Origin of the sequence: Paenibacillus polymyxa (assembly GCF_018614975.1) — a bacterium.
GTDB classification, from domain to species: domain Bacteria; phylum Bacillota; class Bacilli; order Paenibacillales; family Paenibacillaceae; genus Paenibacillus; species Paenibacillus polymyxa_E.
On sequence record NZ_JAGGNR010000028.1, the window covers coordinates 31,263 to 48,432 of the forward strand.

Consider the following 17,170-nt stretch of genomic DNA (forward strand, 5'->3'; position numbering starts at 1 on the left):
TCCTCCGCACCCATGTATTTGGTGGACCCATCAAGAGCTAAAATCCCTTGTCAATCCTGGTGTTTTTGAGAAATTTGCAAAATGTAGATATATAAAGAGCGGAAACAATATAGCATCTGTTTCCGCTCTATGTTATTGCAGATATTACTTAATCATTTTTGCAAAGTGCTCCAAAGTACGAACCAATTGTGCAGTGTAGGACATTTCATTGTCATACCATGCTACAGTTTTAACCAATTGTTGGTCGCCAACAGTCAGAACTTTAGTTTGAGTTGCATCAAACAAGGAACCGAAAGTGATACCTTGGATATCGGAAGATACGATTTCGTCTTCTGTGTATCCGAAAGTTTGTGGATCGGAAGCTTCTTTCATTGCTGCGTTAACTTCTTCAGCAGTTACTTTTTTGTTCAATACAGTTACGAGCTCAGTCAGGGAACCAGTAGCTACTGGTACACGTTGAGCTGCACCATCAAGGATTCCTTGCAGTTCTGGAATTACCAGACCGATTGCTTTAGCAGCACCCGTTGTGTTAGGGATGATGTTTTCAGCTGCTGCGCGAGCACGACGGAAGTCACCTTTAGGGTGTGGAGCATCCAACGTGTTTTGGTCGCCAGTGTAAGCGTGAATTGTAGTCATCAAACCTTGAACGATTCCGAATTTGTCTTGCAGTGTTTTTGCCATAGGTGCCAGGCAGTTTGTTGTGCAAGATGCGCCGGAGATTACAGTTTCAGTACCGTCGAGGATTTCATGGTTTACGTTGTAAACGATGGTTTTCATGTCGCCAGTAGCTGGTGCGGAGATAACAACTTTCTTAGCTCCACCTTTCAAGTGTTTCTCAGCTGCTTCTTTTGTTGTGAAGAAACCAGTACATTCCAGAACGATATCTACACCCAGGTCGCCCCAAGGAAGTTCTTCCGGGTTACGGTTAGCCAATACTTTAACTTCTTTGCCGTTCACTTTGAAGAAGCCATCGTGTACTTCAACATCGCCATCGAAGCGACCTTGAGTTGTATCATATTTGAGCAAATGAGCCAGCATTTTAGCGTCAGTCAAGTCGTTGATTGCTACTACTTCAATGCCCTCTACATTTTGAATACGGCGGAATGCCAAGCGTCCAATACGTCCAAAACCGTTAATACCTACTTTAATCATGAGTAAGTTCCTCCCAAGTTTCGATTAATTTTTTATGAAACTTATATATTCAAGACAGACGGTGAAGTCCGTCAAGACAACAATAGTTGTATTGCAAAGTAAACCCTTATTCCATTTCAGCAACGATGACTTCGGCAGCAGCCTCATCAATAATCAGAATATCTTCCTGACCAAATCGCAACACGGAATGTATAGCTGCAGCTTTGCTTTTGCCGCCTGCAATTCCAATTACAACATCAGTTCGTTCAATATCCTGAAGTCGCATACCCAATGTAAGCATGGTATGTACCACCTTACCCTGATCATTAAAGTAATAACCGAAAGATTCTGATACGGCTCCTTGCTCTTGAAGTTCATCTATAATCTCCGTCGCAAGTTTGCGTCTTGTCGCCATCTCCACGGCATCACCAATTCCATGAATAACAATCCGGGATTTTCGAATCAGCTGCAGAATCTCCTGAACACCGGGGTCCTGGATTAATGATTCATAGGCATGATCACTAAGCAAATCCGGTACATGCAGGAGTTTGTATTGGGCTCCTACCCGTTTTGCCATTGTGGATGCAATCGTATTTGCCTGAATTTCAAGGCTTTCTCCAAGTCCACCGCGTGCCGGTACGAACCAGACACCTTTGAGCGATGTTGGCGGAGTCAGCTGTTCTGCGACTTCGGCCGTTGTTGATCCGCCAGTAACGGCGACAACGTCGTTGTCACTCATGATATTGCCGAGAGCCTTCGCTCCGGCTCTGCCCAGTTCCCTTTTGGCAAACGGAGATATGTCCGAATCACCAGGAACCACAACTACCTTTTGCAGACCGTAGGCTTGCTTGATGCGCTCTTCCAGCTCGGATAATCCGAACAGCTCTTTGGCTACGGGCTCTAACTGCTGCAGCAAATCGTACCCTGCCTCGCTGATCTTCATTCCTGCACTGTCAATTTCAATAAGTCCCTGAGCCTTTAACAGATCGGTCTCAGCCCTCAGAACCCGCTCGGTCATCTGCATGGAATTAGCTAACGTTCTCCGTCCGATCACATCCGATAACATGATCTGTTGCAGAATCGTATACCTCTTTTTCAAGATATCCATGAGATCAGGCAGAAGCTGCTTTTGTACTTCTAAAATCGTTCGCATGCTTTCCACTCCCGCAAGTTCTCGTTCCAAGCTCTCTTTCGTGGCCCTAAAACGTCCCGGGTTAACTTTTTAAGTCCCACGTCTATTCTACCTAAAACTGACGTGACATGCAAGTGTTTCAACGAGTTATTTCGACACGCATTCAGCGTTTGTACGCGCCTATTTTCACAATCCTAGACTTCCATGATCAAGGACGAGCTCACGCATACCATATATAGAAGAAACGAATGAATTCCATCTACATATCGCTCAGAATCACAATTCATACTGCATGTCCAAAACCTCTAATAGCATTTACTTAAATGCATTCTTTATCCACTCTTCTTCATCATGATCATTTTTAGGTTAATCCAAACCAATACCACAACGAACTGCTTGCAATTAAATATTTCATGAGCTATAATCATTATTGCTGTCACATAATGTGCGCCCGTGGTCCAATGGATATGACGTAGGCCTCCGAAGCCTGAGATCCAAGTTCGATTCTTGGCGGGCGCGCCACTTTTATTTAACAGCTCATAACCCTTTTAACCAATGAAACCGGAAAGGTTTCTTTTTTTTGCAAGTTAGTTTGACTTTCTTTGACTTTTTGTTTGGAATTGTTTATTATGTGGGTAATACGGTAACAGTTTAAGTATAAACACCAATAACATTTACATTTCCGAGGAGGTTTTTCACGTGAGTTTTATTCCTATGGTCGTTGAACAGAGCAACCGGGGTGAGCGCGCCTATGACATCTATTCCAGATTGCTGAAGGATCGTATTATTTTCCTTGGTAGCGATGTTAATGATGTTGTGGCTAATGCCATTATGGCACAGATGTTGTTCCTGGCTGCGGAAGATCCGGAGAAAGACATTCACTTATACATCAACAGCCCAGGCGGATCAATTACAGCCGGTATGGCGATTTACGATACAATGCAATTCATCAAACCGGATGTATCTACCATCTGTGTAGGTATGGCCGCTTCCATGGGTGCATTCTTGTTGAATGCCGGTGCAAAAGGTAAACGTTTTGCGTTGCCTAACAGTGAGATTATGATTCACCAACCACTTGGTGGTGCTCAAGGTCAAGCTTCGGACATCGAAATTCGTGCTCGCCGCATCCTGAAAATGCGTGATACCTTGAACCGCATCATCTCTGAGCGTTCAGGTCAACCGCTGGAGCGGATTGAGAAAGATACAGATCGTGACTACTTCATGAGTGCTGCTGAAGCTGCCGATTACGGTATCATTGATAAAGTTATTGAAAACGTAGGTTCCCAAGGCATCTAAGTATTATCTAGATCACGGTCTACGCGTTGACATATTAACACCTAACGTAGTCAGCAACACAATATTGTGTTGTCTATACGCGAAGAAGCCCTCATCACGATCGTGATGAGGGCTTCTTTTTTCATTTTATAAGAAAGATAACCGAAGAGTGCATAATAATGATGCGTTATTTGGTTCCAGTTACATTACTGAAAGGTTCTGTGCCTTTAGGAAGAAGCTCTTTGTACGTAAATGGCATTTCAGGGAATCCCTCTGCGTATGCCGTATATTCATACAACTGGAAGAACACAACTACACCCGTTGGTGTCACATAGAAATCTTGATCTTTATTTAACCCTTTATAACCGTCAAGGTACCCACCGCGGGCTTTCAGTTGCTCGCCCACTTTTTTACCCAACGTCTCGCGCATGGTTTTGTTATTTTGCAGCACATCATCTAACGTAAGCTCCTTGCCTGTGTCCAGTGCAAAGGTGTGGCCCGTACGGGTTGTCATCCCGTGAGCGCCAGCATAATCTTCGTATCGTTGTGTAATGAGTCCCAGCACGCCTTTTTCGTTGTACGTCACGACATAAGAGCTCTCAAATGCATATGGACGGTTGGCTGTTGCACCGCCGAATTCAGATGTCTGTTTCTTGAAGTCAGCTACATAAGCATCCACTTCGTCTTTCAGCACTTTGTTGATTGCTGCTTCAGCTTCTTTGCTGGCAAGTCCACTCACCTGTGGATATTGAACATCTACTTCAGCATTTTTTACAGTAACATTAACTGTTGCCGCTTTAATTTTAACGTTATTTTGTTTCACCTTGCTGAGTGTCAACGTTTTGGTTTTGCCATCCCAATTCCCCTGTACACCCAGATAATCTCTCATTGCCGAGAAAGGGATATATAATCTGCCGTTGATCAACTTTGCATCCACTTGAGGATAATAGTTGTTAATTCGAACACTCGGCTGGCCATCCAATAGGCTGATTGTCATTGTGTTATTGGCTGCTGTCAGGGAATACTCTTTGGTTTTCGCATCATATTTCAGGGTTCCACCTGCCACATCTTTAACTGCCGTAAGAGATACCCAAGTTGAGCCACTTTGAAGAAGTCCTTTTTGAGTCAGTGTTTTTCCACCCGACTTCAGAGTTACCTCAGCCGGGGTTGTCACTTTTGAGGATACCGATGCTGCCTGAACCGAACTGTCCTGCCATACCGAACCGCTACCTACAATAATTCCTGCTGCAAGCAACGCACTTGTCCATTTTTTCCATGATGTCATATATAAAACTCCTCTCTGAATTCACAATTAGGGATCATTGCGTATGTAATCCTGACCTAATCGCATATCTCATACGCTCACCTCTCTATTATAATTAACCCAATTTCGGAAAGGTTTACAGCTCGAGTTACAATGTTGATGAATATCAGACCGAAAATATAACGGGATATGACCTTTTTGTCACGAACAACTATACAAAAAAGATACCAATAACCAGCATTTCATGTAGCTTCAAAAAGCTACCCTCCTATCCAACTTCATCAAAGTTTGCTTTTCCAACAAAAAAAGACTCTGTCCACAGGACAAAGTCTTTTTCATTATTTCGTTGTGTCCCTTCAAATGATCCTTGAAAAGGTTACTTAAGCTTACAGCCCTAGTTCAATCTTGTTTACTTCATTTCATAGGTGATATTCAGGATTGTACTTACTTTAACCTGGCCTGTTTCAATCTCAGTGCCACCTGCTGTATCTTGTGCTTTGGACATCAACGCCTCACTTGCATAGAACACAGGCACATTGGCATCACCTTGGCTTACGGAAAGAACAGCACCCAGTTGACGTTTAACTGCTTTTGCAATGGCGCCCGCTTTCACATCTGCATTGGCCACAGCTTTCTCAATCACTTGGGACTCATAACTTTCCGGATTTTCTACAGTAAAGCGCACGTTTTCAATATTGTTGGCACCCGCACCCGAAGCAGCATCGAGCAATTCGCCAATCTTGTCCATCTCACGATACGTGACTGTCAGCGTATGATGCGCTGTATATCCTTTAATTTGTTGTCCGTCTTTTTCGCTATACGTATAGTTGGGTTGTACAGAGAACTGACTCGTTTGAATGTCGTCTGAACTGATCTTCCACGTATTCTTAAGCAAGTTGGATACCTTTTGAACTTTGGCAGCATTCGCTTTTTGAGCAGATGCAGCTGTCTCTGCAGTACTGTTCACACCAATGGACAGATACGCGATATCAGGCTTCACCTGAATCTCACCTTTACCCACAACATTAATCACATTCTGTTGTACTCCCTGAACCTCTGCAGCGTAAGCATAGTTACCTGGTGCAACCCATGCTGTTCCTCCAACAAGCAACGAACTTGCCACCAGCACCGCACCAAACGGTTTCATCCATTGTTTACCCATCACGATAGCCTCCTTATGTGTTAACATCTCAAACTTTAAACGATTTGATACCTTAACAGACGGGACAAATCCCATAATGTTGCACTTGACGATAGCATAAACGTGAAAAACGCAAAAAAGCCCCTTTCGGGACTTCTTCATTGGATTGATCATATCTTATTGGTTTTCGAGCTCTTCCTTGCTTACCAGACTAACTAAAGCGTTTACAGCCTGTTCGGCATCCGCGCCTTCTGCACTAATCTGGATTTCCGTACCTGTGCTAATCGCAAGGCTCATGATCCCCATGATACTTTTTGCATTAACTTTTTTGTCGTCCTTCTCGACGAACACTTCAGACGAGTACTTATTCGCTTCTTGAACGAACAGTGCCGCAGGTCTGGCATGGAGACCCGTTTTCAAACGGACAACTACCGGGTGCTTTGTCATGGAAACTTACCCCCTATTATGAAATCTGGACATTAAATACACAATTATATTTATACAACATTATACCATTAACCCGTGCAGGACACTAGAAGAAAAAACTCAGAGTGCTTTGGAGGACATTATCTTGCCCTAATTTCATCTTTTGCAAAGCGCATCCAATGACCTAAGTGAGTCTCCCAGATCCTTAACGGCTGACTTTCCCGACCTTTCTGTTCAGCAGAAACAGCCGACCTTGTTACTTTACCCTATGCCGTCTTAACCGTAACGTTCTGCGCGCACTTTCTCAGCCAGCTCATCAATTTTACGAAGCCGATGGTTCACTCCCGACTTGCTGACTGTACCTTTAAGGAGCTCGCCCACTTCCTTCAAGTTGATATCCGGATGAGCCAGTCGAACCTCCGCCACCTCGCGAAGCTTCTCAGGCAGCGACTCCAGACCAACTTCCTTTTGCAACAACCGGATATTATCGATTTGTCTTACCGCAGCGCCAATGGTTTTATTCAGGTTGGCGGTCTCACAATTGACAATTCGGTTAACGGAGTTACGCATGTCTCGCATAATCCGTACATCTTCAAACTTGAACAAGGCCTGATGAGCACCAATGATGCTGAGCAGCTCAATGATTTTCTCGCCTTCCTTAATGTATAGGATGAATCCTTTTTTCCGTTCTATACACCGGGCATTCAGATGAAATTCATTGGCCAGGTCAACCAGTGCCTGACAGTGCTCCTCATACATGGACGCAATCTCCAGATGATAGGAAGAACCTTCTGGGTTATTAACCGATCCACCGGCCAGAAATGCACCGCGAAGATAGGCCCGTTTACAACAGTTCTGCTGAAATAACTCCGTATTAATTCCTGGCGTAAACAGAAAACCTTCCGATACAATATGAAGACTATTGAGAATCTCCTGTACCATGGTTGGAATACGAACAATATATACATTGTTCTTTTTCAGCCGCATTTTTTTGCGGACCAGTAATTCCGTATGCACTTGAAATTGCTTTTTAAGCAGAGAGTATGCCCGTCTTGCAATGGCGGCATTCTCCGTCGAAATATCCAAGATCACTTTTTTATTCGATAACTGCACTGCACCAAGCATACGGATAAGGGCTGAAAGTTCCGCCTTTTCGCAGCACGGTTCGCTCTCGATCATGGTTAACTCTTTTTTGGTCTGTGCTGCAAACGACATGGGACTTCACCTCTTCCGTAACATCCAATTTTGTACCAGTTGGTAGATGTGATGACTTAATTTGTCGGCATCATGACGCAGATAGGTTTTGAATAGAACAAGGGTATCTGCTACCACCTGATAGCCGGCACTTTCGAGTACATTCATATCCAGTACAACCGGTTTTGCTCCTTTTTCCGCATACTTATTTTGCACTTGCAGCGGAATATCACCATTATTTACGATAACATAGTCGAAGAGCTGATGACCTATATGCTCGTGTACCGCCTTAAGGTGGTCACTTACCGTATAGTTATCTGTTTCTCCCGGCTGTGTCATAACATTACAGATAAACATCTTCACCGCATCAGCCTCTACCACAGCCTCAGCCAACTTTGGTACGAGCAGATTGGGAAGGATGCTTGTATAGAGGCTGCCTGGCCCGATCAGAATGGCATCAGCTTGACGAATGGCCTCTACTGCCTCTGGCAACGGCTCCACGTGATCCGGTTCAAGAAAGACACGTTTGATGCGTCCACCCGCCTCAGGGATTTTGGACTCACCTGTAATAATTGTCCCATCTTCCATCTCGGCATGCAACACAACGGCCTGGCCTGCGGCTGGTAATACCTCACCTCGAACGGCAAACACGCGGCTAAGCTCCCGCACTGCGGTCACAAAGTCGCCCGAAATATCCGTCATTGCAGCCAAAATCAAATTCCCCAAGCTGTGGCCTGCAAGCCCCGCGCCTGTATTGAAACGGTACTTCAACATATCTGAAAGCAATGGTTCTACATCAGCCAGTGCCGTAAGTACGTTGCGAATGTCGCCCGGAGGCGGCATCTGTAGCTCATTGCGCAGGATGCCTGAACTTCCACCGTCATCTGCAACCGTGACGATGGCCGTGATATCCAGCGGCTTCTCTTTCAAACCGCGCAGCATCACGGATAATCCGGTTCCGCCGCCCATTACAACTATTCTCGGACGTTCTCTTCGTGGTCCGGCCTCTTTCATCCCTTCACCCTCTTCAATGACGGTCCCGGTCAGCGTCGCGATGGCTCACGGTGACAGCTTCAGTCTCGCTGCTTCCCAACATCTTGCCCAAATATTCCGATATTGCTACCGAACGATGCTTGCCTCCGGTACAGCCGATTCCAATAATAACCTGGCTTTTGCCTTCCTTCCGGTATTGCGGAATCAGGAAATGCAGCATATCCAGCAGCTTGGTCAGAAACGCCTGTGTCTCTGGCCATTTCATAACATATTCGTACACATCACTATTCTGTCCCGTATTCGGTCGCAAATGATCAATATAATGCGGATTCGGTAAAAAACGTACATCGAACACCAGATCAGCATCAATCGGAATGCCATATTTGAATCCGAATGACGTAATATTCACCGACAGCATTTGGCTTTCCAGATGAGAAAAGCGGGATATGATGCGTTCTTTCAGTTGTGCAGGCTTCATTGTACTTGTATTCAGTACCTGAGTCGCAGAGTTTTTGAGTTCCTCCAACAACTTGCGTTCCAGTCGGATGCCGTCCAGCGGCATGCCCTCAGGAGCCAGTGGATGTCTGCGCCTGCTTTCTTTGTAACGCTGAACAAGTACAGAATCTGTAGCATCCAGGAATAAAATTTCGCAATGAATGGTAAAATGATCTTTAATATAGTTCAAAGACTCGGACAGAGCCGTAAAGAATTCACGCCCGCGCAGATCGATAACCAATGCAACCTTACCAATCTTGCCGTTTGACTGTTCAATTAGTTCCGCAAATTTTGGAATCAATACCGGTGGCAGATTATCCACACAGAAGAAACCCAGATCCTCCAGGCTTTGTACTGCAATGGTTTTACCTGCCCCGGACATGCCCGTAATGATAATGAGCGTGGCGCCTGTGCCTGGTGAGCCTTCACCTTCAAGCATAAATGTCCCCTCCTTATCATATTGCTGTCTCCATATATTGTTACGAGGTTACTAGGAACGCAAGAGAAGACCTGCTGCACCCACAATACCTGCATTATTACCAAGTGTAGCTTCCAGAATCTGAACCCCTTCTTGCAGTGGTTCCGGTGTCAGCTTAGCAAATACAGTACGTATTTCATCAAACAAGAAATTGCCCGCTTTGGATACGCCACCACCGATGATGAACATCTCCGGGTTAATGACAGCTGCTACAGTAGCCATCGACTTGCCCAGATAAAAGGCCGCACGGTTTACAATGCGCTGTGCCACTTCATCGCCTGCCTTGGCAGCATCAAATACTTCTTTGGCTGCAATTTTGTAGACGAGAGCCAGTGACGTATGATCACCACGTTCTACTGCATCCTTTGCCATACGGATAATACCCGTTGCAGACGATACCGTCTCAACACATCCCATTTTACCACAACCGCACTTGATGGCCTCCAGATCCGGTACAACACTGATATGACCCAGTTCTCCCGCCATACCCGAGAATCCCTGATAGATGTTGCCATTCAGGATCAAGCCTCCGCCAACGCCCGTACCGAGTGTATAACATACGCAATTGTCTACGCCTTTGCCAGCGCCTGCCCATACTTCACCCAGTGCAGCCACGTTTGCATCGTTATCTATTTTGATTGGCTTGCCCAGACGTTCTTCCAGAATCGAACGAATGGCTACATTCCGAAATCCGATGTTAGGGGCATGAACGATAATTCCCTCGCGTACATTCGTGAACCCGGCCACTCCAGCACCTACACCCTCAAGCTGTTCCCAACTGTAAGGTGATTCGGCTACGATATGTCGGACATACTTCTCGATGTTGGCGATGACCGTGTCTACGCCCTGATCCACTTCAGTCGGTCCTTCATACGTATGCATTAGCTGACCTTGTTCATCGCATATACCGACCTTGATTGCTGTTCCGCCGAGATCGACCCCAACGTAGATTTTCTCAGACATGCTGCAAGCCACCTTTATCTATCTAAAATAGTTTAAGTCCTACGTACCAACTATAATTGAAGGATACGCCTGGGTCAAGACGATAAGACCTTGCATACATCATGCTTCACCAGGATTGTGAACCACATCACATAGCACTTTTGAATACGTATACATCCTCATTACCTTCATTTATTAACGCACGCTTTATTCCTTCCTCATAACAGAGGAAGCCTCAACTCATGATATTGCATCTTCACTCGTTCCATTCATAAAAGATGATCATCGCCCTCTCAGAGGGGTGACTCGTCTTATGCACCCCGCCACCTGTCATTCTCATGCAGAAAGCTATCTAATAACGGTACTGCCAACAAAAAAGCGCCTTCCATAGTTAGAAGGCACCCTTACTTTTTCAAATAAATCTGATGTTGTTTAACTTGGTTGAGCTCGATTGAACTCGGTCGATTTTCTTACGTTATAACTTCGTTTCCACACGTACCGGCTCTTCTGACTTCTCCATCTTGTTCACATCCAGAATATCGAGCAGGAACACGAAGATTGGAATACCAATGATCAGTCCCCAGATCCCCAGGAAGTGTTGCGATAGAATCAGTACGATAAAGGTGTAGAACATCGGTAATTTGGTCTTGTGTGCCATCAGCTTCGGATTCAGGAAATACGTCTCCAGCGCATGAATGATAATGATGATGATGATCACGATAATACTCAGTTTCAGTCCACCCATCTGATACCCAATCAGACAGAGCGGCACCAGGGAGATGATCACCCCCGCCACAGGCACCAAACTTAACATAAATACGAGAATGGTCAGTGCAAACAAGTACGGATACCCAAGAATCCAGAGTCCCAGCATCGTCAGCACCGTATTGAATACAGCAATCAGCAATTGTGCCTCGATAACTTTACCAAAAGAAGAAACGAACTTGTCGCCCAAGTAAGCTACTTCCGTATAAAACCATCCGATTTTACTTGTTTTGAACTTGGACGTGAACTTGGATATCTCCTGTTTCTGCAGCAAGAAGAACAGACTCAGAATGATAACGAGCAGTATAAACTCCAACCATTTGCTTAACGCGAAAATATATTTCAATGCATCATTGGTATAATTTTTGATATCGAAGGATTGAAGGTAACTCGCAATCTTGGAGGCAAAATTATCACCGTCTGCACTGTCCAGAAATTTTATAATCTCGTTTGTCAACTGAACGACCTGATCCACGATCCGTGGTGAATATCTCGAAATACCAAGCACGATTACCGCAATAACAATCATATAGAGCAGGATGACCACGACTTTATAATTAACTGGAAATAGTCGATTCAGACTACCTGTAATGAAATGCTGTAGCCTGTTCATGACATACGTCACCAGGAACAACAGCAGAATCATGTGCAGCATACTCCCCATACTGAACAAAATTAAACAGAATAAGAGCAGAATCAAAAACCGTCTCACTGTTGCATTTTGTAACCAATCTTTTATCATTTCCCCCAAAATCTTCACCTCACAGCTAATATGCCCCATATGTATACGAACTCATGCCCACTGTAGTTTCAAAAAAAGAGAAGCCTTCCGGCTTCTCTCATTTCATGAGACTTCCCGTTGTCTCTTATTCCTAGCCTATGCCTAACCTCACGCATGTCATGCTTACTTATCCAACGTTTCGCTCCAATCATGGACAATGCTTCCTTCAAGGAATTTCTCACAATCCATCGCGGCCATACACCCTGATCCTGCAGCCGTAATGGCTTGACGATACTTCGTATCCTGAACATCACCACAGGCAAATACACCCGGTATATTGGTCTCCGTCGTTCCCGGTTTAACCACAACATAGCCATGTTCGTCCAGTGTGATCGCATTACCCAGGAATCCGGTATTTGGCGTGTGACCAATGGCAACAAATACACCATCCGCTTCAAGCAACTCTTCCTGCCCCGTCTCATTATTGCGTACCTTCAGCCCTTTGACACCCATTGCTTCAGGCACGACCTCAAGTGGAGTACGGTTCAGTGCCCACTTCACCTTCTCATTGCTGCGAGCCCGATCCTGCATAATCTTGGATGCACGCAATTCATCACGGCGGTGAACCAATGTGACGTCTGTTGCAAAACGAGTCAGGAAACTCGCTTCCTCCATCGCGGAGTCTCCACCGCCCACAACCACGATTTTTTTGCCTCGGAAGAAGAAGCCGTCACATGTCGCGCATGTACTTACACCACGTCCTACATTTTCCTGCTCACCCGGAATACCGAGATAACGAGCGGAAGCACCTGTGGAGATAATGATCGATTCAGCTTCCAGTTCACCGATTCCTCCAACTTTAACCTTGAAGGGTGGTTTGCTGAAATCAACCTCTTCCACCCAACCGTTTTTGAATTCCGCTCCAAAACGTTCAGCTTGCTTACGCATATTGTCCATCAGTTCAGGACCCATGATACCTTGCGGGAAACCGGGGAAATTCTCAACTTCCGTTGTCGTCGTCAATTGACCACCCGGCTGAAGACCTTCGATAACCAGTGGGTTCAGATTAGCACGAGCCAGATATATCGCTGCTGTCAGACCCGCAGGTCCCGTTCCGATCACAATCGTTCTGTATTTAGACATATAGATACAGCCTCCTTAATAAGGTGAGAGTGTGTTGTACTAGCGATGAACTTGCCAAGATGATATCCTACAGGCGTTTACGAGGCCCATTCGTTAAGTTTACCCGTTTTCCCGGTTGTTGTATCCTTCACCTGATGATGTCTTTCTGAAAACGAGTGAGGGCCAACTTTCTATACAAGTGGTGGCTTGCTGTTACAAACCGAATGAATCTGTTTAGCATACTTGCTAACCGTTGATGCCGATATCCCATACCGCTCAGCAATGCTTTGATAGGTAACGGGCCGACTGTGATTCTTCGCTGCCAAATATTCAAGCCCCGCAGCCCAACCCTCAATCTGCTTCGTACCCGGAACCTCCGGATGTACCCGGGATACATAATCCGTCCAGAGCCGTTCCATCTCTTGCTGCAACTCAGCCTTTGCTTCAGACATCTGTAACGCACGATCAACAACAGCTTGCCAATGGGAGGTTGAACCAGTGTCCGGTAGCTCTGATGTGGATGGAACCTTCCCAATAGACTTTAAGGCTACAGGAGAAAAGGGTCGAACCACCTGAGTATTCCGATCCTCTTGTTCAGCCGATTTTAATCCGTTCAATACAGCTTGTGCTGCCTCAAGCAGATCCTGTTCTTCTCCCGGCTCTTCAATGAAGGATTGCAGGGCCTGCTGCACCTCATAATCACCGATCATCCCAAGCGCATGAATAACCTGCAGCTTGGTTGCCCGATCACCATGACGCAATGCCCAGAAGAACGATGAGCGAATCAGTGGATCATTCTTCATTTCTTCAGGTATACCACTACCATAGTTCTCCCACTGTCTGAACTGCTCATCAAATGGCAGATGATAGTGATAACTTAGCTTCTCTGGCTCTTGCTCGCCTTGTCTTACAGCCTCAAGACCTGACAGATAATACCGGGATACTTCGGAACCCGGATCAAGCCTGGACACATGATGCCATAAACGCTCAGCAGCATCATAACGTTCTGTATTATAAGCCGCCACGGCTGCATAGTGAGCAAGTGCCGGATCAGCAGCTGTCTCTTCGTCCTTGAGCAAACGCCGGAAGTGAACATAAGCTGTATCGTGTTGGCCCAGAATTCCCATTGTTGTCGCCAGTTTGTAGACTTGTTCGTGCTGGAATGGCACGATGACACGCAATTTTTTGATCAGAAGCAGTACTTGATCAGCCCGGTTTTCATTTTGATGGAAAATAGCGAGATTGCAAAGTGCATGCAAATTACCTGGTTCCTGTTCAAGCACTTCCGCAATAGTCTCTTTGGCTTTGGGAAACAGCCCCATATAATAGTAGGCAAGTGCCAGATTGTTACGGGCAGCCAAGTAATCAGGATAATCCGATGACATGCCTTCGAGCAGCTCAGCAGCCTGTGCAAATTTCCCTTCTTCCAACAGTTCCCGTGCCTGATCGTGCTCCACTACACCTTTACGCGATTTGATTCGATTCAGTTTGGCCGGACGATCCAGCTCATAGTACAGAAGCTCCATCATCTCTTCAGCTTCCGTCATGAACTGACCCTGGGTGTCCTCCTCCAAGTAGGTAACAAGTGCTTGCTCGGCTTCCTCAAACCGGTCCATATTTGCATAATTGTTCGCCATATAGAAATAACATTCCGTCATCGACGGATCTACCACTTCCAGCACGTTAGCCAGAATGGCATTGGAGGCTTCGTAATCCCCCTTCTCCGATAGTATACCCGCCATATTACAATGATTCACCGGATTATCCGGCTCGTATTCAACAGCTTTGCGAAAATATTTTAATGCCTTGTCGACATGATTACGGTCCAGCGAGCGGACAGCTCTTTCAAAGAAGAAAGAAGCATCCAAGTGAATCGGTATAATATTGGCAAGGTGTCCCTCAGCCCGCACTAGCTTGCCCTTCATCTCCCAAGGCACCTCCTCTTTGCATTTCATTCATACTCTCCAGTATACCACATCTTAAGGCCCACTTCTCAATATGTAGTTTCATGTCGTTTATGAAAAAAATGCAAAAGAAGGTGACTTTTCATCATGCACGGATGAAATACCATCTTTTTGCTATGCAACTTTTCCTTTTGGATTTACAGCTCCTATTTATAAGGTATATCCAGATCGACAACCTAACATATCCTTAGGAAAACCAACAAACATAAACACCCCTCACTTGCCACCCACTCTCTCTTGATATAGCGCATTAGTCCATCCTTGTCGGTTTGCGAATGGGAAAGCAATCGACCCAACGTACTTCACGCATGACAACCTATACTCAGGAGACGTTAAGGGGCTTACGTCTTTATTTATTCAATGACATTACCCGATAGACGCGGTTGTTTGGTTTGTTCCAGACCTTGAGAAGCGGCTAAAAGAACAGCAAGTTGTAATGCAAGAATGGGTAGTGTCTAACAACATGATACTTGTAAGTTAAGTTTTTTGTGTTCTAATATTTGGTTAATTAAACATTATTTTGTTTTTAATTAAGTTTGTCCCGCTATACTGGGATGGGCTATTTTTTTCTAACCAGCATTAGAGTTGTGACAAAGATATGCGCGAAAAGACTGTTAACAACATGATTCGATGATTTAATGCAAGAGAAAAATGTCGAAATCTGATTTTTTATGTCAAATTATTTACCTAAAGAATCATTTTTACTTATAAGGATTAAAATGTATTGAACTTCTATAAAAACCCAAATATAGTTATCTCATAAATCCAAGAAAGAGGTGCAAGAACGAAATGAGAAAAAAGATTACCACATTGTTAATGGCTTTAATGTTGTCGCTGTTGTTGATTCCCACTGGGCTGGCATCAGCATCAACAGCGGAGGTAGGCACTACCCCAAACCAAGTCTATCAATCTTCAATCATCACAGTGGACGACAATGGTCAACCATCTACTATTACATCTGCTCCGGGCAATGATAACGCAGAGATTCAAGCAACAGTTCCCTTTACTGTTGATATTTCTGAACCTAGGAACGGTACGGTAAGAGGTGAGTGGACTTATAAAAATCCCGGTAAAATTGTTACAAAAGTTGCTTTAAATATGGAATTACAATATAGAACTAGTTTCCTTGATTTTACTTGGGAAACAATTGATTCTCACCCTTTTCTTTATACAGGTGGAATGGGTAGCAGTGAGGAAAATGAGCACACATTCCGAATTTCAAGCAAAGGGCAGTATCGCGTTAAGGTAGTGGGTCAAGTTACATTTGTTGGTGGGCACCATGACGTATTGATGTATTCTGGTCAAAAAGGTTATGATGGTGGTGGAATCATTATCTCTGATGAACCAGAAGCAAAATAATTGAAAACATTCAGGGAGCCTTTAGTTGTAGGCTCCTTGATTCAAATTCAGGAGGTGTAAGTGTGCATAATGAACGGGAGGTTCAAATTAAGGAAAGAATACAAGAAAGATATGATATTACAGAGGAATTGTATTCAGCTTGGTTTACTAAAGAACCTGCTTTGGTAGTGGAAAAAGATAGATTCTATCAAACAGAGTACATTGAGAAGCATCGAGCTATATCTTATCTATTGGACAAGGGATATATTGTCGCACAAACAGCAGAAAATGACCCTAAGATGGTTGTAATAAGCATTACTCCTGCGGGGATTGATTTCTATGAGCAAGGATATTTAAGCGGTAAGGCTAAAGGATGGCAAGTTGTAATTGAACAGAAAGATAGCGAAGGATAAGGACCGCCCAAATTGTTGTGGCGGCTTTTCTTTATTTTAAAATTAGGTTGTGAGCAATTAAAATCCAAAATATATATATATACAAAATCCTATCTTTGTGGATACATTCTAAAAAAACAAGTTACAAACTATTAAATTGAAAGTTAATAAAAAAAAAAAAAAAAACACCAGATGAGCTATGAACCGCTCCCTGTCAAGTAGACAGTTAAAAAAACAAAAATTAGTTCATTGAGATACCTTTGTTCGTTGGACATTTTAAGTTAGTTTTAGTGTTGTACAGCACTCCGCTCTCCTTTCGTGGTTAAGCGGCGGAAACACTCCCGGTAACTGTGTTGTTTGTTGTATGGCACTTCACGCTCTCTCTTTTCCTCCTCTC

General features: G+C 44.5%; 15 protein-coding genes and 1 tRNA gene. 4 read left to right on the forward strand and 12 right to left on the reverse strand.

What is annotated here, in order from left to right:
* Positions 1–144 precede the first annotated feature (144 nt).
* Positions 145–1,152, reverse strand: a complete 1,008-nt coding sequence (gene gap, locus J7E78_RS20995) for a type I glyceraldehyde-3-phosphate dehydrogenase (RefSeq protein WP_024629503.1) — start codon at positions 1,150–1,152, stop codon at positions 145–147.
* A gap of 106 nt (positions 1,153–1,258) precedes the next feature.
* A complete protein-coding gene (locus J7E78_RS21000; protein ID WP_215078052.1) occupies positions 1,259–2,284 on the reverse strand; it encodes a sugar-binding transcriptional regulator in 1,026 nt (341 codons plus the stop codon).
* A 426-nt stretch (positions 2,285–2,710) separates the two neighbouring features.
* On the opposite strand from J7E78_RS21000, the gene J7E78_RS21005 reads away from it, so the two are divergent.
* Both J7E78_RS21005 and clpP read left to right on the forward strand, forming a co-directional pair.
* Positions 2,711–2,785, forward strand: a tRNA-Arg gene (locus J7E78_RS21005).
* Positions 2,786–2,962: 177 nt separating this feature from the next.
* Complete coding sequence (gene clpP, locus J7E78_RS21010; RefSeq protein ID WP_017691245.1) at positions 2,963–3,559, forward strand: ATP-dependent Clp endopeptidase proteolytic subunit ClpP; 597 nt, start codon at positions 2,963–2,965, stop codon at positions 3,557–3,559.
* A gap of 166 nt (positions 3,560–3,725) precedes the next feature.
* Here clpP and J7E78_RS21015 read toward each other — a convergent pair whose 3' ends face one another.
* The 10 genes from J7E78_RS21015 to J7E78_RS21060 form a co-directional block, all read right to left on the reverse strand.
* On the reverse strand, positions 3,726–4,823 hold the full coding sequence (locus J7E78_RS21015) for a stalk domain-containing protein (protein ID WP_215078053.1): 1,098 nt from the start codon (positions 4,821–4,823) through the stop codon (positions 3,726–3,728).
* Positions 4,824–5,211: 388 nt separating this feature from the next.
* On the reverse strand, positions 5,212–5,964 hold the full coding sequence (locus J7E78_RS21020; RefSeq protein WP_215078054.1) for an SIMPL domain-containing protein: 753 nt from the start codon (positions 5,962–5,964) through the stop codon (positions 5,212–5,214).
* 156 nt (positions 5,965–6,120) lie between these two features.
* Entirely contained in the window at positions 6,121–6,390 is a 270-nt protein-coding gene (locus J7E78_RS21025; RefSeq protein ID WP_017691248.1) for an HPr family phosphocarrier protein, read from the reverse strand.
* Between the two features lie 255 nt (positions 6,391–6,645).
* Positions 6,646–7,584, reverse strand: coding sequence for a DNA-binding protein WhiA (whiA, locus tag J7E78_RS21030; protein WP_215078055.1), 939 nt, complete (start codon positions 7,582–7,584; stop codon positions 6,646–6,648).
* Positions 7,585–7,590: 6 nt separating this feature from the next.
* Positions 7,591–8,577 (reverse strand): gluconeogenesis factor YvcK family protein, encoded by a 987-nt coding sequence (locus J7E78_RS21035; protein ID WP_017691250.1) that lies wholly within the window; start codon positions 8,575–8,577, stop codon positions 7,591–7,593.
* Positions 8,578–8,590: 13 nt separating this feature from the next.
* Entirely contained in the window at positions 8,591–9,490 is a 900-nt protein-coding gene (gene rapZ, locus J7E78_RS21040) for an RNase adapter RapZ (protein WP_215078056.1), read from the reverse strand.
* A gap of 51 nt (positions 9,491–9,541) precedes the next feature.
* Positions 9,542–10,492: an ROK family glucokinase gene (locus tag J7E78_RS21045; protein WP_215078057.1), complete on the reverse strand. Its 951-nt coding sequence runs from the start codon at positions 10,490–10,492 to the stop codon at positions 9,542–9,544.
* 454 nt (positions 10,493–10,946) lie between these two features.
* Complete coding sequence (locus J7E78_RS21050) at positions 10,947–12,017, reverse strand: AI-2E family transporter (RefSeq protein ID WP_311517774.1); 1,071 nt, start codon at positions 12,015–12,017, stop codon at positions 10,947–10,949.
* 123 nt (positions 12,018–12,140) lie between these two features.
* The gene (gene trxB, locus J7E78_RS21055; RefSeq protein ID WP_215078058.1) at positions 12,141–13,100 is read right to left on the reverse strand and encodes a thioredoxin-disulfide reductase; all 960 of its coding nucleotides are present in this window, start codon (positions 13,098–13,100) and stop codon (positions 12,141–12,143) included.
* A 170-nt stretch (positions 13,101–13,270) separates the two neighbouring features.
* Positions 13,271–15,004, reverse strand: a complete 1,734-nt coding sequence (locus tag J7E78_RS21060; protein WP_215078062.1) for a tetratricopeptide repeat protein — start codon at positions 15,002–15,004, stop codon at positions 13,271–13,273.
* Between the two features lie 828 nt (positions 15,005–15,832).
* Between J7E78_RS21060 and J7E78_RS21065 the strand changes: the two genes are divergently transcribed.
* On the forward strand, positions 15,833–16,402 hold the full coding sequence (locus tag J7E78_RS21065) for a hypothetical protein (RefSeq protein ID WP_215078059.1): 570 nt from the start codon (positions 15,833–15,835) through the stop codon (positions 16,400–16,402).
* A 62-nt stretch (positions 16,403–16,464) separates the two neighbouring features.
* Positions 16,465–16,794, forward strand: coding sequence for a hypothetical protein (locus J7E78_RS21070; protein ID WP_215078060.1), 330 nt, complete (start codon positions 16,465–16,467; stop codon positions 16,792–16,794).
* The last annotated feature ends 376 nt before the right edge of the window (positions 16,795–17,170 follow it).

What these genes read in the sequence shown, in the direction of transcription:
- J7E78_RS21020 (WP_215078054.1), bottom strand. Translation starts at nt 5,964, where the DNA reads ATGGGTAAACAATGGATGAAACCGTTTGGTGCGGTGCTGGTGGCAAGT.
- J7E78_RS21000 (WP_215078052.1), bottom strand. Translation starts at nt 2,284, where the DNA reads ATGCGAACGATTTTAGAAGTACAAAAGCAGCTTCTGCCTGATCTCATG.
- J7E78_RS21065 (WP_215078059.1), top strand. Translation starts at nt 15,833, where the DNA reads ATGAGAAAAAAGATTACCACATTGTTAATGGCTTTAATGTTGTCGCTG.
- J7E78_RS21060 (WP_215078062.1), bottom strand. Translation starts at nt 15,004, where the DNA reads ATGAAGGGCAAGCTAGTGCGGGCTGAGGGACACCTTGCCAATATTATA.
- rapZ (WP_215078056.1), bottom strand. Translation starts at nt 9,490, where the DNA reads ATGCTTGAAGGTGAAGGCTCACCAGGCACAGGCGCCACGCTCATTATC.
- J7E78_RS21015 (WP_215078053.1), bottom strand. Translation starts at nt 4,823, where the DNA reads ATGACATCATGGAAAAAATGGACAAGTGCGTTGCTTGCAGCAGGAATT.
- J7E78_RS21025 (WP_017691248.1), bottom strand. Translation starts at nt 6,390, where the DNA reads ATGACAAAGCACCCGGTAGTTGTCCGTTTGAAAACGGGTCTCCATGCC.
- J7E78_RS21035 (WP_017691250.1), bottom strand. Translation starts at nt 8,577, where the DNA reads ATGAAAGAGGCCGGACCACGAAGAGAACGTCCGAGAATAGTTGTAATG.
- J7E78_RS21045 (WP_215078057.1), bottom strand. Translation starts at nt 10,492, where the DNA reads ATGTCTGAGAAAATCTACGTTGGGGTCGATCTCGGCGGAACAGCAATC.
- gap (WP_024629503.1), bottom strand. Translation starts at nt 1,152, where the DNA reads ATGATTAAAGTAGGTATTAACGGTTTTGGACGTATTGGACGCTTGGCA.
- trxB (WP_215078058.1), bottom strand. Translation starts at nt 13,100, where the DNA reads ATGTCTAAATACAGAACGATTGTGATCGGAACGGGACCTGCGGGTCTG.
- J7E78_RS21050 (WP_311517774.1), bottom strand. Translation starts at nt 12,017, where the DNA reads ATGGGGCATATTAGCTGTGAGGTGAAGATTTTGGGGGAAATGATAAAA.
- whiA (WP_215078055.1), bottom strand. Translation starts at nt 7,584, where the DNA reads ATGTCGTTTGCAGCACAGACCAAAAAAGAGTTAACCATGATCGAGAGC.